The organism is Micromonospora sp. NPDC050397 (genome assembly GCF_044901685.1).
Taxonomy (GTDB): domain Bacteria; phylum Actinomycetota; class Actinomycetes; order Mycobacteriales; family Micromonosporaceae; genus Micromonospora_G.
On sequence record NZ_JBJDPS010000002.1, the window covers coordinates 898,138 to 911,883 of the forward strand.

A 13,746-nucleotide genomic window follows, 5' to 3' on the forward strand; every position below is an offset into this window, starting at 1 on the left:
ATCTCCGTACCGGCCTGAGTCGACCGACCTCGCCTACCTCGGCAGGGGCGGATGTGACACCGCCTCCGGGGGCACGGTAGAACGGGCGGCATGGTTACCGACCCGATCGCCGACATCCTGTCTGAGCTGCTCGTCTCGCGGATAGCCGACTGGGCGCCCGGTGCCCTGGCCGCCCCGGGACGCCGGGCCACCCTGCTGTACGCGTACCCGGGTGGCGACGCCGGCCCGGTGGAGGCGGCGCTGCGGGTCTTCACCGGTCCCGCCGAGCCGAGACGGGGACAGCGGCTGACCGTGGTGGTGCTCGCGGCCGATCCGGGAGACCTGGGCGCGCGGCTCGCCGCCGGGCAGGCCGGTCTGTCGGCCGAGGTGAGTGTGCACCTCGTACCCGGTGGGCCGGACCGGCTGCCGGCGGCGGCCAAGGCGGCCGGTGCCGCCGGTGCGCCGATGCTGGCGGTGCTGGACGCGCGACGAGGGCCGGCTCCTGCCCCGGCGGCCCTGACGGCTGCCGCCACCGGTCGCCCGGCCGAGATGCTGATGGTGCTCGACGACCGGTCCCGGACCGGCTCGGACCACCGCCAGGCGCTCGCCCAGGCAGGCTTCTCCCTGGTCAGCGAGGTCGAAGTGTTCGGTACGTCGGACCCGGGGCCGAGCTTGCTGGTCTTCGCCACGTCGTCGGGTAAGCGCCTGGAGGCGTTCAAGGACGGCATCTGGGTCGTCGGCGCCACGATCGGCGTGCGCTACCGGGCACCGGACGGAGCCACCGGGCCGGTGGAGGTCACGCCCAGCCCGGACCCGGAGCCGCTGGCCCGGCGGCTGCTCCAACGGTTGACCGAGGTGGGCCGGTGCTCGGTCAGTGAGCTGCGCGAATTCACCGTGAGCCGGACCGCCTACCGGTCCCGCGACGCCAACCAGGCGATCGGGGACCTGCTCGCCGCCGGGCTGGTGGTCCGCGATCCGGCGACCGGGCGGCTCGGTGGTGACGTGTCGGTCGAGCTGGCGCCCACGTCGGCGCCCTGACGACCGGCGAGCGTCCGTTGGGCGGGCGCCGGCCACGTCGAACGGGGTGCCGGCCGGTGGCCGCACCCCGTTCGACGTGGCTGTGCTCAGTGACGCGCCTTGTCCTGCTTCCAGGACAGCGGGCCGGGCAGGTCGACGCGGTGTGCGCGGGCCCGGGAGTTCCACGACCAGCGACCGATCTTGATGCTCCAGGAGGAGAAGCCGTTCTCGGTGAAGTTGAGGATCAAGGGGCCGAACTTCTTGCGCTTGCGGAACATCAGACCCATGGCCGTGCTCCCTTCGTAGGTTCCGTCGGTGTCGGGGGATGGGTCGAAGGTTCCCTCGTGGACGGCACCCCAAACCTCGGTGCGTCCGCACCCGACAGTCGTCGGCCACCGGCCGCCCGGCCGGGTCAGCGCGGCTGCCACGCGTCGGGGCGGGTGGTCAGCTTGCGTACGTGGGCCGGCATCCGCCCGCTGACCAGCTCGGCCAGGCTCACCTCGTCGACCACGTCACGTACCGCCGCCCGCACCGCGATCCAGAGGCGGGGCAGGTTCTCGGCGGCACCGTCGTAGCGAGTCTCCTCGGGACGCAGTCCGCGTACCCCGGCGAGCGGACCGTCGACGGCCCGCAGGATCGCCCCGACGCTGACCTCCCGGGGCGGGCTGGACAGGGTGTAACCGCCCTCGGCGCCGCGCTGTGCCCGGACGATGCCGGCCCGACGCAGGTCCGCCAGGACCGCTTCGAGAAACTTGCGCGGCATGTCCTGCTGCTGGGCGATGGCCTGGGCAGACATCAGCGACGGGTACGCGGAGGCGAGGCTCAGCGCGGCCCGGACCGCGTAGTCGCCGCGGGCGGAGATGTGCACGTCCCCATCATGCCTGCCGTGAGCCGCCGGACCCGGCCCAGGCTCGCGCTATCCCACAACCGTCACCCGAGGTGGCGGGGCGAGCAGGCCGCCCGGCCCGACCGGCCGCTGTCCCGGCACCCGCTGGGCGACCACGGTCGGGTCCGTCCGGCCACCGCCGGAGCCGCCCTCGGCCGGCACCGCCCCACCGGCGGCCCGGGGTTCCACCCGGCCCAGCCCGGCCCGGAACGCCCCCGGACTCTGGCCAACCTCACGCTGGAAGAACCGGCCGAAGTTGGTCGGCTCGGGGAAGCCGAGCCGTCGCCCGATGTCGGCGACCGGCTCGTCGGTGGCCGCGAGCAGTCGCCGGGCCTGCAACGCCACCCGGTCGTCGACGAGCTGCTTCGCGCTGCGCCCGGTGGCGGCCAGGCAGGCGCGGGTCAGCGTACGCACCGAGCAGCCCAACCAGGCGGCGTAGTCCTCCACCCGTCGGGTGCCCCGGTAGTGCTGCTCGATCTCCTCGCGCAGCCGGAGATAGGTGGCGCTCTCCGCGCTCGGCGGCGCGGTCGAACGGGCGGCGCTTCCCGGGCTCTGCGGCGGCGCGGTCGAACGGGTGGCGCTTCCCGGGCTCTGCGGCGGCGCGGCCGGACGGGTGGCGCCCTGCGGGCTCGGCGGCGCGGTCGGATCCGAGGGCAGCAGGGCGAGCCGGAGCAGCAGCACGGTGAGCTGGTGACGCAGCAGGTCGGCGGCGAGTTGGCCGCCACGGTGACGCTGGCAGTCCACCACGAGCTGGCTCACCTCGTTGATCACCGCGTCCTGGTCCTCGCCGGCCAACTGCCAGTGGGTGGGTGCGAAGCGGTGACCCTCGGGTGCGAGCCGGTCGAGCACGTCGTCGGCCCAGCAGAGAACCACGGCGTCCAAGCCTCCCGCAGCCTCGGTACGGACCAACTGGCCCGGCCGGACCAGGATCAACGTGCCCGGCCGGCACTGGTACGGCTGGAAGTCGACCTCGTACGTCCCGTGCCCGACGGTGACCAGGATCAGGACGTGCTGGTCGAGCAGGGCCGGGCGGCTCAGCCGGGAGTCGGCCGACATCTCGCGCAGGGTCGACGTGCCGATACCCGCCCACCCCGGTACGGCGGCGGACCTGGCCGTGTGCTGGGAAGTCTGACCGAAACGGACCATCCGCCTGACGGTAGCCGCAGGTCAACCCGAGCGCATCCGCGCGCGCCGAGGCGTGTCCGTTTGATTTCGGGGAGTGACCGGATGGGACCAGTTCCCGACCGGCCGGTCATCGATCGTCGGGCGGAGGAGGCTTTTGCCCGGCCTCACTGCCCCGACGTGCCGGCGTCGTCGTTGATGCCGTACACCCGTAGCTCGCCCAGGCGCCCGGAGTCGAAGGTCGCACCGGCACGCTCCAACATCTCCGGGTCGTCGTCGATCGCGAACGCCGGCAGTACCTCGGTCTCCTCCGTCTGGATGTGGTGCGCGACGGCGTCGCCGAACTCCCGCAGCGCCTCGTCGAACCGGTCGCTCTCCGGATCGCTCGACCGCAGCGCCGCCAGTCGCTCCTGTGCCGTACCGAGGTCGGGGATCCGGGCGGCGGGCGCCTCGCGGCCGGCGAGGACGGGGTAGACCTGCTCGGTGGCGTGCCGGTGCGCGGCCAGCCGGGCGGCCACCTCCTCCACCACCGCGACCCGGTCGACGTCGGGATCGCGCAGTTGGTGCAGGAGTTTCTCCAGGACCCGATGGTCCTGCTGGATCAGGCTGACCGCGTCGGTCATCGTGTCACCCTCCCGGAGAGCCGAGCACCCGCTGCGTACCCGGGGCCGGGTCGGGTCAAACGGCGGACCGCCCGACCCGGAGCCGGTGACATCGATCGTCGTCGTTGACCATCCCACTCCGGAATCGGTAACGTGACCGGGTCCGGGCTGGACACGGGCGCACCGGGAGCGCTCGCGGAGGGCACGCCTGTCCGCACGCGCCGCCACGGCACGCCGCCGCGGCGATCCCCACGCACCGTCCCGACGCGCCCGCCGGGCCGGAAGATCCCGGGAGTCCACAGATGCGTCACCGATCATCCGTACCCCGCCACCCGTTCGGCTCGGCGTCCACCCGGGCGCCTCGCCGCAGCCGGGCCGCCCCGAGCGCCCGTACCTCGGTGATGCTCGCCGTCGCCCTGCTCGCCGCCGGCCTGCCACCCGGCGCGCCCGCGTCGGCCCGCCCGGGATCGGCGCCGCCAGCCGCGTCGGCCGTCGGGCCGGCGTTGGAGGTCGACCTGACCGCCGACCGGCAACCGATCAGCCCGCACGTCTACGGCATGAACTTCGCCGACGAGGCCCTGGCCGACGAGTTGGACCTGCCGGTACGCCGCTGGGGCGGCAACGCCACCACCCGCTACCACTACCGTTACGACACCACCAACCGGGCGTCGGACTGGTTCTTCGAGAACATCGCCGAGGCGAACGACGACCCCGGGGCGCTGCCCGACGGCTCCACCACGGACCGCTTCGTGGAGCAGGACCGGCGGACCGGGGCGGACACCATCCTCACCGTGCCGCTGATCGGCTGGGCGCCGAAGGCCCGGGACGGCTCGTGCGGCTTCTCGGTGGCGAAGTACGGGCCGCAGCAGCGTACCGACGAGTGGCGGCCGGACTGCGGCAACGGGCTGCGCCCGGACGGCACCCAGGTCACCGGCAACGATCCGCTCGACACCAGCGTGCCGGTCGGCGGTGCCTACGTACGGGACTGGATCGGCCACCTGACCAGCAGGTACGGGACCGCCGCCGAGGGCGGGGTGCCGTTCTACAGCCTGGACAACGAGCCCGACATCTGGCACTCCACCCACCGCGACGTGCACCCGCTCGGCGCCAGCGCGGCGGAACTGCGCGACCGGGCGTACGAGATCGGTGCGGCGGTGAAGGCGGCCGACCCGAGCGCGGCCACCCTCGGCCCGGTCGGCTGGGGCTGGACCTCGTGGGACTACTCCGGGCTGGACCAGGAGACCTGCGGCCGGACCGGCTGCTGGGCCGACCCGCCCGACCGGGAGGCTCGGGATGGCCTGCCCTTCACCACCTGGTACCTGCGGGAGATGAAGCGGTACGCCGACGAGCACGGCGTACGGGTGCTCGACTACTTCGACATGCACTTCTACCCGCAGGCACCGGGCGTCGCCTTCGGCAACGGGAGTGACCCGGCCACCAACGCGCTGCGGCTGCGTTCCACCCGCTCGCTCTGGGACCCGTCCTACCTGGACGAGAGCTGGATCAACACTCAGGTGCGCCTGGTGCCCCGGATGCGCGAGGCGGTGGCGGCGAACTATCCCGGCACGAAGACCGCGATCACCGAGTACAACTGGGGTGCGCTGGACCATGTCAACGGCGCGTTGACGCAGGCTGACGTACTCGGCATCTTCGGTCGGGAAGGGTTGGACCTGGCCACCCTCTGGGCGCCGCCGAGCGCCGACCAGCCGGGCGCGTACGCGTTCCGGATGTACCGCAACTACGACGGGGCCGGCGGCCGGTTCGGCGATGTCGCGGTCCGCGCCACCAGCGCCGACCGGGAGAAGATCTCGGTGTACGGCGCAGAGCGCTCCACCGACGGCGCGTTGACGCTGATGGTGGTGAACAAGAGCGGGGTCGACCAGACCAGCAGCGTCTCGGTACGCGGCCGGTTCGCCCGGCAGGCCAAGGTCTACCAGTACTCCGTCGCCGACCTGACCTCGATCGCGCACCTGCCGGACCAGCCGATCATGGTCCCGCCGCCGTACGCCGGGGCGCCGAACGGCCTGTTCAGCCGGACCTTCCCGGCCGACTCGGTGACCCTGTTCGTGATCGAGAAGCCGCCGGTGGCCGTGCCCTCGGTGGCGGTGGCACACCAGAACTTCGACTGGTCGCCGACGGACAACCAGCTCAAGCCGGGTCTGCGCCTGGACCACCTCGGCGGGGTGCCGGTCGAACTGTCCCGGCTGACCCTGCGCTACTGGTTCACCCGCGACGGCGGCACCGCATCGGTGAACGTGTGGTGTGACTGGGCCGAGATCGGCTGCGCGAACGTGACCCGGCGGATCGTGGCGCTGCCGGCCGCCCGCCCCGGTGCCGACGGCTACCTGGAGGTGGGTTTCACCACGGACGCGGGCACCCTCTCCGGCAGCGACGGAACCGGTCCGATCAAGCTGCGGGCGGCCCGTGCCGACTGGGCACCGTTGCCCGAGTCGAACGACCACAGCTGGTTGCCGGCGGCCACCTCGTACGCGGTGAATCCCCGGGTCACCGTGTATCTCGACGGCACCCGGATCGCCGGTACGGAGCCCTGAGCGGGCGGACCGCCGAGGTTGGCGGGGGAGACGCGGACACCACCGGGGCGCGACCGGACCCGAGGGACGGGCGGGTCCGGAGGGGTTGCCCCGGTGGTGGCACCGCGATTAAGTTACCGAACGGTATCGGATGGGTTAGCGATGTCACAAGAGTGACAAGCGACGATTCCCGGGGAGAGTGTGGATGCCGGGTCTGTTCTCGGTCGAGGGCAAGACGGTGCTGGTGACCGGCGGGTCGCGCGGAATCGGCCTGATGATCGCCCAGGGATTCGTCGAGGCCGGGGCCCGGGTGATCATCTCCTCCCGCCGTGCCGACGTCTGCGACGAGGTGGCGACCCGCCTCTCCGCGATCGGAAGCTGCGAGTCGATTCCGGCCGACCTCTCCAGCGACGCGGGCGCCGACCGGCTCGCCGAGGCGGTACGTGCCCGGGTGCCGGCACTCGACGTACTGGTGAACAACGCGGGTGCCACCTGGGGAGCGCCGCTGGAGGCGTACCCGGAGAGCGCGTTCGACAAGCTCTGGGCGGTGAACGTCAAGGCCGTGTTCAGGCTGACCACCGCGCTGCTGCCCGCACTGCGTGGCTCGGCCGGCGTCGACGACCCGGCCCGCGTGATCAACATCGGCTCGGTCGACGGCCTCCGGGTGCCCTCGATGGAGGTGTACGCCTACTCCGCGACCAAGGCCGCGGTGCACATGCTCACCCGGAGCCTGGCCCACCAGTTGGCGCCCGAGCACATCACGGTCAACGCCATCGCGCCCGGCCCGTTCGAGAGCAAGATGATGGCTTTCGCACTGAATGACCCGAACACCCGGGCGGCCATCGAACACCAGGTGCCACTGGGCCGGATCGGGCGGCCGGAGGACATGGCCGGAGCCGCGATCTACCTCGCCTCGCGCGCGGGCGCCTACCTCACCGGGGCGGTCATCCCGGTCGACGGCGGCATCACCACGCACGGTTGAGGCGCCGTCCGAGGCGTACCCGAAGCGGATCGGGACGTACCCGAAGAGATCAGCGGGACGCCGCGCGGACTCGGCAGGTCCGCGCGGCGCCGCTGCTGTCCCGTCCGCTGGTCAACGACCGGCGAGCAGCCGGTTGACCGCGGCGTCGACGTCGAGGTGCTCGCTTTCCCGGCCCCTCGGCACCACCACGTAGGTGCGCCGGAGGAATCTGACCAGGACGCTTCGGGGCACCTCGAACAGGGCGTTCCCATCTGGTGAAGAGAGTGCGAGCGCGACGAAGTCCCCGCGGGGTGTGGCCCAGGGCCATACCCGGACATCGCCGATTCCGGCGGGCTCGTCGAGCCCGGTGACCAGCAATTCTCGGGCGAAGGACCAACTGACCGCTTCGCCGCCGGCAGATTCGGCATGAAACAGGACATGGACCGCGTACGGGTCGGCTGGGTCGTAGCGCAGACTGGCACGCACCGGCAGCGCGGTGGCATCAGGTGCGACGAGCCTTAACGACGTCTCGACCTCGACTGTCGTCGGTCGGATGACACTCATGGACGTTCTCCCCCCGGCACCGCTGCGGGGCGTACGTGCCCCGCTTTTCCCATCCTCAGGTGATGAACCTGGTTACGCTCCGCCATACGCTGATCTCACCCAGTAGTGGGAAGAGGGTCCCCAAACGCCGCTCAAAATCGAAAATTTAGGTAGGATGTCCGGTTCTACCCGGGTCCCTGATTCCACCCGGCGCCGGATGGTTCGCACGTCGACTTACTCCGGTAACGTCCAGTCGTCCTGTTGAGTGACGGGCCGGGGCGACACTGGGGGGCGAAATGGTCACGAAACACTCCTCAATGGAGCAACGACCAACGGTGACGACGACCACAGCAGCCCCCGCCGGAAGCGGGTCGACGGCCGTGGTCGAGGAGCGGAGGTACCACGTGCCGGACGACGAGCGCGTCGCCTACGAGAGCGGGCAGCGGCCGGCGGAGGGTGACGCCCTGATGGTGGAGCAAGAGCCAGGGAAGCGGGGCCTGCGGCAGCGGGTGCAGACCGCCCTGGAGATCATCCGCGCCAATCCCACCGGCCGGATTGCCCTCAAGATCGTCGTGGCGGTGGCCGGAGCGGTCGTGGTCCTGGTCGGCCTCGCGCTCATCCCGCTGCCCGGACCGGGCTGGCTGCTGGTGATCGCCGGCCTCGGCGTCTGGGCGGTCGAATACCACTGGGCCCGACGCCTGCTCACCTTCACCCGCCGCAACGTGCAAGCCTGGACCAGGTGGGCGACCGCCCAGTCCTGGCCGGTGCGCCTCCTGCTCGGCGCGGTGGGCCTGGTCTTCGTCAGCGTGGTCGTCTGGCTGTCGCTCAAGTACAGCCTCGGCATCGACCTGGTCGCCGACGTGCTGCACTACCTCGCCACCCACTGAGGGGTCGCCGGGGGCCGGGCCGCCCCGGTGGCGCCGACCCCGAAGATGCGGGGGGCCGACCGGATCAGGTACAGTCATGCGCGCTGAGGGCGATTAGCTCAGCGGGAGAGCGCTTCGTTCACACCGAAGAGGTCACTGGTTCGATCCCAGTATCGCCCACCGCCAGAAGGCCAGGTCAGAGCACATCTGACCTGGCCTTCAGTCGTTATTCGGTAGAGATCCAGTCATGGCTGAGTCGACCGCCAGCCCCTGCCCTCACCGGGTGAGCCTGGCCTGGTAGATCACGTCCAGTTTGGATCGGCAGGGGCACCGGGCGACAGTGGTGGCGGTCAGAGCACGGGCACGCGGTAGACAAGCTCGTAACGTCCGCGCGGGAGCACGATCGTGGCCGTCTCGGTCGGCACCCCGGCCGCGTAGTACGTCCGCTCGATGACCCAGACCGTCGCCGAGGTCGGGGTCAGGGCGAGCGCCTCCATCTCGTCCGGCAGCGCGGGTCGATCCGTGAGCCGCTCCTCGAACTCGTCGATCCGTACGCCGATCGAGTCCAGCCTGGCCACGACGCCGACGCCGACGGCGGCGCCGGCCTCCGGCCACTCGACCGGGGTGCCGGCGGTGATCGCCAACGGCTCCCACGAGGTCGAGAGCTGAATCGGCTCGTCGTCGGCGAGGAAACGGTACGAGGTCCGCATCACCGGTGCGCCCGGCTCGATGGCGAGACGCCGGGCGATCGACTCGTCCGCGACGTCGTGCCGACTGTCGTGCTCCCAGGTCGGGGTGCGCCCGGCCTGCTCGGCGTCCCGGGCGAACGGTGACGTCGGGCCGGACCCGGTCCGCATCTCACGCCCGTGGGCGTAGCGGACGAGGCGATGGCCGTCGCGTACGTAGACACCGGACCCGGCCCGGCCGACGACAAGGCCCTCGCCCTTCAAGGTGGCGATGGCCCACTTCGCCACGCTGCGGCTGATGCCGTGCTGCTCCATAAGTCGGGTCTCGCTGGGCAGCTTCGCCCCGGGTGGCAGCTCGCCACTGAGGATCTGAGTACGCAGGACGGCTGCGAGCCTGTGGTACGCGGGTTCTGTAGGCATAGGGGGACACCTCCGGTAGCCCGAACAGGTCAGAAACATCATCTTGAGCAGGGAAGGCTCGAGACTCCTGGCGCCATCTGCGTGGGCAGGCGACCCGACCTACTCGTGCGCTGAATCCGCTTCGGTCACGATCTCGTATCGGTCGCCCGGGTAGATGTCTTGCAACCCGTCGGCGTGCGTCACGACCAGCACCCCGTAGCCTGCTGCCACGGCGTACTGCGCTCGCTCCTCCGGCGTGGGCGGCCGAGTGCTCACCCGGTCACCTGAGCCGGCCGCGACGCTCTCCACCTCCGGCGGCGTCTGTACGCAGTAACCGTAGCCACGCACCGACACGATGAGGCCCTCGTTGCGTAGTACCGCGACGGCGCGGGACGCGGTCAGCCTGCTCACGCCGTAGGTCTCGGCCAGATCCCGCTCGGACGGCAACCGCTGACCGGGTCGCAACTCGCCCGAGCGGATCTGTTCCCGCAGCTCAGCGGCCATATCGGCGTAGCCGACCGGCTGCTGTCCTGGGTAGACCATGGCCGCAGGCTAGGGGCCGGGGCTCGATCATCGATTGGCGTACTCCAGTACGCCACTTAGTGACCGAACGGCGCGTTGAAGGTACTGTCCGCTGTGGCGGTCCGTCGGGGGTAGAGGCCCGGTGGACCACCGCCCAGTCCTCTACCTGGGAGCAGCCATGCGCACCGCCGTCGACCCGCGCTTTCCGTCCGAGCTACGTCGTGTTCGTACCGAGCGTGGCCTCTCACTCCGCTCCCTTGAGCGCCTTGTCTACGCCAGCAAGTCACACCTCGGGATGATCGAGGCTGGCACCGCCCAGCCCACGCCTGCCCTCGCCGCCCGGCTGGACAGCGCGCTCAACGCCGGTGGCCTCCTCTCTTCACTGGTCGCCGACCCCCAGGCCGAGCTCTCTCCAGAGGTGGAAGATCGGCTCCGGTACGCCGAAGCGCATCCCTCCCGTGCCGATCACGGAATCGTCGACGGGTTGGAGACCCTGCTCGCGGGCCAGCGTCGAATCGAGGACAGCATTGGCGCGCCCGCGATCCTGGCCCCGGTCCAGTCTCAACTCGCCCTGATCCTGGAACTGGTCGGTGAGAGCCGTGACAACGTGCGCCCGCGCTTGGTCCAGGCCGCCGCCGAGTGGGCTCAGTTCGGCGGATGGGTCCATCAGGCGTGCGGCCTGCCGGACGGCGCGGACCGCTGGCTGGCCCGGTCGCTTGAGTGGGCCACGGAGGTGGGGAACCGGGACCTGATCTACACGCTGCTCAGCTTTCGGGCGTACCTTGCGGAGGATCAGGGCGCGTACGGGTCGCTGATCGGGCTGACCCGTGCCAGCCTGGCCGATCCCGGAGCGGTGCACGTGGCCCAGCGCGCCTATGACTGCTATCAACTCGGGCGTGGGTTGGCCCGGGTCGGCGAGATGGCCGACGCCCGGAGCGCAATTGCGGCCGGCGACGACCTGGTGGCAGCGGTCGCTGAAGACATCGGGCCGACGCCGCCCTGGCACTACTACCGGTCCACGTCGTTCTTCGAGGTCGAAGCAGGTCGGGCGTTGGTCAAAATCGGGGACCGTCCGGCTGCCGAACAGGCGATACGGCGGTTGACGACGGGGCTCGCGGGACTGGAGGCCAACACGGAGGGTGCCGACTGGGCCGCCTCGTATCTGTGTGATCTAGCTGTGGCCCACGGGCAGGTCAGCGATACCGCGAGCGCGCGGACGATTCTGGACCAGGCCCGAAGGGTCGGGGTGGCGATGCGGTCGCGGCGTCTGCTTGCCCAGGTCACAGCCGCTGTCCAGCAAATCGGTGCGTCCATGGACACTCGCTGACGTCCATGGACGCAGCCGGGACACGGCACACCTACCCATCGCGCTGACCGGAGGCGAGGCTGTTTGTGGGCGCGGCGACAGGCACACACAGAGCTCCGCCGCGGGGTGGCCCCCCTCAGTGGGCCTGATCGCCGCGCCTCCCGATCGTGTCGTACCGGGCGCCCCGCGTCGGGTCGGCATCCCGAGCGCAGGGTGTGGTCGGCCGACCGGCTCGCACCATGGCCTCGCGCTCCGCCCAACGGAGGTAGAAGCGATGAAGTGGTTCATAGGCGCGGACGGCGAGCCGCGTTTCTTTGCGCCGCTGGTGCGACGAGTGCCGACGGACCCGCCACCCGTGCCGGACGAGCCGATGCCGTGGCCGTTGCGGCGGATCATCTGCAACTCCGGCGTGGTCCGATTCGTACGGCGGCGTCGATGACCATCGACCGGCATCCGCTGACGATCATGCCCCGCTCGGTCTGGCCCGCCCTGCTCGGCATCGCACGGGCGACCGTCGCCGCGCATGAGCGGGGTGAGGAGTGCCGGTTGTGTCCGGCGTACCCGATGGGTAGGTGTCCCCGGCTGGCGGCGGCCCGCCAACTCGTGCTCGACCCGGAGATGCTGGCTGCGGAGCGGGAGGCAACCCGGTGACCACCGGTCCGGCTCCCGGTAGCGAACCGAGTGCCGCCACCGAAGTGCACGCATGCGCCCAACCGACCTGGCGGTGTACGGCCTGCGAGCAGCCGTGGCCGTGCCCGCCGGCCCGGCAGGCTCTCGCCGACCAGTTCGGCACCGACCGGGTAGGGCTGTCCGTGTACATGGGCGAGATGCTCGCCCCGGCGGCTCGCGACATCCGGCTCTCGCCCGGCGAGTTGTGGGACCGGTTCATCGACTGGACCCGCTGAGGCAGCCGGTGGCGTCCACCCGCGTCGTACCCGTGGGCGGCTGAGGAAACGCGGCGGGCCCGATGTGATCCACGACCTCCCGCCGGGGAGCCGATGGCCGGACGGCTGTTCGACCTCGGCGGTCCGGCCGACGGGTGGTTAGGCTCGCCCACGGCGGCAGGTGTCGCCGTGGGCACGCGGCAAGGAGAGACGACATGACCACCCCTGACGGATCGGCCGAGACGGACGTCTGGTTCCCCCACGACGAGGGCCAGCTCTCGTCGGAGGACACGCTGGAGGACCGAGGGCTCGACGACGCGCTCGACGAGGGTTATTCCCCACCGGAGAACTACCGGGGCTCGACCGCCTTCGGCGTGACCGCCGAGGAGGCCGAGATCGGGGAGTCGCTCGACCAGCGGCTCACCCAGGAGGTGCCGGAGCAGGCGACGCCGTGGGAGGAGCCGGTGCTCCGTACGGACCTGGACGAGGACGCGCTGACCCGCGAGTCGGACGAGTTCCTCGACGCCAACGAGGTGGGCGACCTGCGTGCCGGCCGTCTGGTCGCGCCCGACCAGGGGTTCGGGGCCGACGACGAGGGTGAGTCGATCGGCAGCGACGTCGGCATCGACGGCGGTGGCGCCTCGGCCGAGGAGGCCGCGATGCACATCGTCGAGTTCCCCTGATCGACCCTGTCGCTCCGGTTTCGGCGGGACGCGGGTCGGTGTGACGCGGCCCGCACCGGCACGCGGGAACTCCGGGTGACGCCGGCACGACCACCTACCCGGCAATTGGTAGCAGGTGGGAGCGGGGTCGGTGGTCGTGCGGGTGGGACGGGTCGTGGCGCGGGTCGCGGTGCTGGCGGGCGCCGGACTCGCCGTACTCCTGGCGGGTCTTCCGGTCGCGGCGCCGGTCTGGGCGCATTCCCGGCTGCTCGGCACCGACCCGGCCGACGGCACCACCGTGACCAGCGTGTTGCCGGCCGTGACGCTGACCTTCAACGAGGTGGTCCGGGCCGATCTGAGCACGGTGCTGGTCGAGCGGGCGGCCGACCACACCGGCTACGGCGACGGCCCGGCCCAGGTGGTGGACCACGAACTGCGCCAGCCGGTACGTCCGCTGCGCTCGGGCGACTACCGGGTGGCGTGGCGGGCGATCTCGGTCGACGGGCACCCGGTGCAGGGTGAGTTCCGGTTCACCGTCGCGCTACCGCCCGACCGGGAACCGGCGGCGGCAACACCGGACAAGGTGCGGACACCCGTCGCCGGGGGCGGTGGTCCGGCAACCTGGTGGTGGGCGGCGGGTGCGGTGGTCGCCCTGGTCGCCGTCGCCGCCGGTCTGATCCGGGTACGTCGCCGACCAGTGGGTACGCGATGAGCGCCCCCGGCACACCCGCTCCCGGTGTACCCGCTCCCGATGCTTCCGTGTCCCGTGCTTCCGTGTCC

The 13,746-nt window shown here is 71.4% G+C and carries 17 protein-coding genes and 1 tRNA gene; 11 read left to right on the forward strand and 7 right to left on the reverse strand.

Translation table 11 applies throughout. The features are described from left to right. Positions 1-90 precede the first annotated feature (90 nt). On the forward strand, positions 91-1,017 hold the full coding sequence (locus ACI2K4_RS10205; protein ID WP_404510125.1) for a hypothetical protein: 927 nt from the start codon (positions 91-93) through the stop codon (positions 1,015-1,017). Positions 1,018-1,103: 86 nt separating this feature from the next. Here the strand turns inward: ACI2K4_RS10205 and ACI2K4_RS10210 are convergent, their stop codons facing one another. The 4 genes from ACI2K4_RS10210 to ACI2K4_RS10225 form a co-directional block, all read right to left on the reverse strand. Beyond that, positions 1,104-1,283, reverse strand: coding sequence for a DUF4236 domain-containing protein (locus ACI2K4_RS10210; protein WP_121159317.1), 180 nt, complete (start codon positions 1,281-1,283; stop codon positions 1,104-1,106). 125 nt (positions 1,284-1,408) lie between these two features. After that, entirely contained in the window at positions 1,409-1,864 is a 456-nt protein-coding gene (locus ACI2K4_RS10215) for an RrF2 family transcriptional regulator (protein ID WP_404510126.1), read from the reverse strand. 48 nt (positions 1,865-1,912) lie between these two features. After that, complete coding sequence (locus ACI2K4_RS10220; protein WP_404510127.1) at positions 1,913-3,028, reverse strand: helix-turn-helix domain-containing protein; 1,116 nt, start codon at positions 3,026-3,028, stop codon at positions 1,913-1,915. Positions 3,029-3,171: 143 nt separating this feature from the next. Continuing rightward, positions 3,172-3,627 (reverse strand): hemerythrin domain-containing protein, encoded by a 456-nt coding sequence (locus tag ACI2K4_RS10225; protein ID WP_404510128.1) that lies wholly within the window; start codon positions 3,625-3,627, stop codon positions 3,172-3,174. A gap of 281 nt (positions 3,628-3,908) precedes the next feature. Between ACI2K4_RS10225 and ACI2K4_RS10230 the strand changes: the two genes are divergently transcribed. Next, on the forward strand, positions 3,909-6,158 hold the full coding sequence (locus ACI2K4_RS10230) for a glycoside hydrolase family 44 protein (protein WP_404510129.1): 2,250 nt from the start codon (positions 3,909-3,911) through the stop codon (positions 6,156-6,158). Between the two features lie 184 nt (positions 6,159-6,342). Next, positions 6,343-7,119 carry a glucose 1-dehydrogenase gene (locus ACI2K4_RS10235; protein ID WP_404510130.1) on the forward strand — a complete coding sequence of 259 codons (777 nt, stop codon included), beginning with the start codon at positions 6,343-6,345 and terminating at the stop codon, positions 7,117-7,119. 111 nt (positions 7,120-7,230) lie between these two features. Here the strand turns inward: ACI2K4_RS10235 and ACI2K4_RS10240 are convergent, their stop codons facing one another. Further along, positions 7,231-7,662 carry an SsgA family sporulation/cell division regulator gene (locus ACI2K4_RS10240; protein ID WP_121159322.1) on the reverse strand — a complete coding sequence of 144 codons (432 nt, stop codon included), beginning with the start codon at positions 7,660-7,662 and terminating at the stop codon, positions 7,231-7,233. Positions 7,663-8,108: 446 nt separating this feature from the next. On the opposite strand from ACI2K4_RS10240, the gene ACI2K4_RS10245 reads away from it, so the two are divergent. Together ACI2K4_RS10245 and ACI2K4_RS10250 are read left to right on the forward strand one after the other, a co-directional pair. Then, a complete protein-coding gene (locus tag ACI2K4_RS10245) occupies positions 8,109-8,528 on the forward strand; it encodes a TIGR02611 family protein (protein ID WP_404510318.1) in 420 nt (139 codons plus the stop codon). Between the two features lie 87 nt (positions 8,529-8,615). Then, a tRNA-Val gene (locus ACI2K4_RS10250) sits at positions 8,616-8,687 on the forward strand. Between the two features lie 170 nt (positions 8,688-8,857). Here the strand turns inward: ACI2K4_RS10250 and ACI2K4_RS10255 are convergent. Continuing rightward, positions 8,858-9,613 (reverse strand): GntR family transcriptional regulator, encoded by a 756-nt coding sequence (locus tag ACI2K4_RS10255; RefSeq protein ID WP_404510131.1) that lies wholly within the window; start codon positions 9,611-9,613, stop codon positions 8,858-8,860. A gap of 99 nt (positions 9,614-9,712) precedes the next feature. After that, positions 9,713-10,135 carry a GntR family transcriptional regulator gene (locus ACI2K4_RS10260; protein ID WP_404510132.1) on the reverse strand — a complete coding sequence of 141 codons (423 nt, stop codon included), beginning with the start codon at positions 10,133-10,135 and terminating at the stop codon, positions 9,713-9,715. Between the two features lie 157 nt (positions 10,136-10,292). Between ACI2K4_RS10260 and ACI2K4_RS10265 the strand changes: the two genes are divergently transcribed. From ACI2K4_RS10265 to ACI2K4_RS10290, 6 genes are all read left to right on the forward strand, one after another. Next, entirely contained in the window at positions 10,293-11,441 is a 1,149-nt protein-coding gene (locus tag ACI2K4_RS10265) for a helix-turn-helix domain-containing protein (protein WP_404510133.1), read from the forward strand. A gap of 253 nt (positions 11,442-11,694) precedes the next feature. After that, a complete protein-coding gene (locus tag ACI2K4_RS10270; RefSeq protein WP_404510134.1) occupies positions 11,695-11,859 on the forward strand; it encodes a hypothetical protein in 165 nt (54 codons plus the stop codon). After that, a complete protein-coding gene (locus tag ACI2K4_RS10275; protein WP_404510135.1) occupies positions 11,856-12,071 on the forward strand; it encodes a hypothetical protein in 216 nt (71 codons plus the stop codon). Before ACI2K4_RS10270 ends, ACI2K4_RS10275 begins: the two co-directional genes overlap by 4 nt. Further along, positions 12,068-12,325 (forward strand): hypothetical protein, encoded by a 258-nt coding sequence (locus tag ACI2K4_RS10280; protein ID WP_404510136.1) that lies wholly within the window; start codon positions 12,068-12,070, stop codon positions 12,323-12,325. The genes ACI2K4_RS10275 and ACI2K4_RS10280 overlap by 4 nt, the downstream gene beginning before the upstream one ends. Before the next feature lie 194 nt (positions 12,326-12,519). Further along, on the forward strand, positions 12,520-12,987 hold the full coding sequence (locus ACI2K4_RS10285) for a DUF5709 domain-containing protein (protein ID WP_404510137.1): 468 nt from the start codon (positions 12,520-12,522) through the stop codon (positions 12,985-12,987). Positions 12,988-13,117: 130 nt separating this feature from the next. Further along, positions 13,118-13,678, forward strand: a complete 561-nt coding sequence (locus ACI2K4_RS10290; RefSeq protein WP_404510138.1) for a copper resistance protein CopC — start codon at positions 13,118-13,120, stop codon at positions 13,676-13,678. Positions 13,679-13,746 lie beyond the last annotated feature (68 nt).